The organism is Pseudoalteromonas sp. GABNS16E (assembly GCF_028598715.1).
Classification (GTDB): domain Bacteria; phylum Pseudomonadota; class Gammaproteobacteria; order Enterobacterales; family Alteromonadaceae; genus Pseudoalteromonas; species Pseudoalteromonas atlantica.
This window is the reverse complement of the sequence record NZ_JAQREZ010000214.1, coordinates 1-255: the sequence shown is the minus strand read 5'-3', so window position 1 is coordinate 255 and position 255 is coordinate 1. Positions and strand designations below refer to the sequence as shown.

Below are 255 nucleotides of genomic sequence, written 5' to 3'. Positions count from 1 at the left end.
GCTCTGGGATGTAAGAATCTAGTGCTTCTGCAAGCTCAACGATCTTGTCTTCCCACTGCTTTTCGCCTTCAAGTGCTTTAAGAGCAGAACCTTGAATTAGTGGTAAGTCATCACCTGGGAAGTCGTACTCAGAAAGAAGTTCACGAACTTCCATTTCTACTAGCTCAAGTAGCTCTTCGTCGTCAACCATGTCACATTTGTTCATGAATACAACGATGTAAGGTACGCCAACCTGACGAGAAAGTAGGATGTGCT

1 protein-coding gene is annotated in these 255 nt (G+C 44.3%); it reads right to left on the bottom strand.

The features are described 5' to 3' along the window. The coding region (locus PSI06_RS21335) for a GTP-binding protein (protein WP_273604851.1) at positions 1–255 on the bottom strand (255 nt) is incomplete at both ends.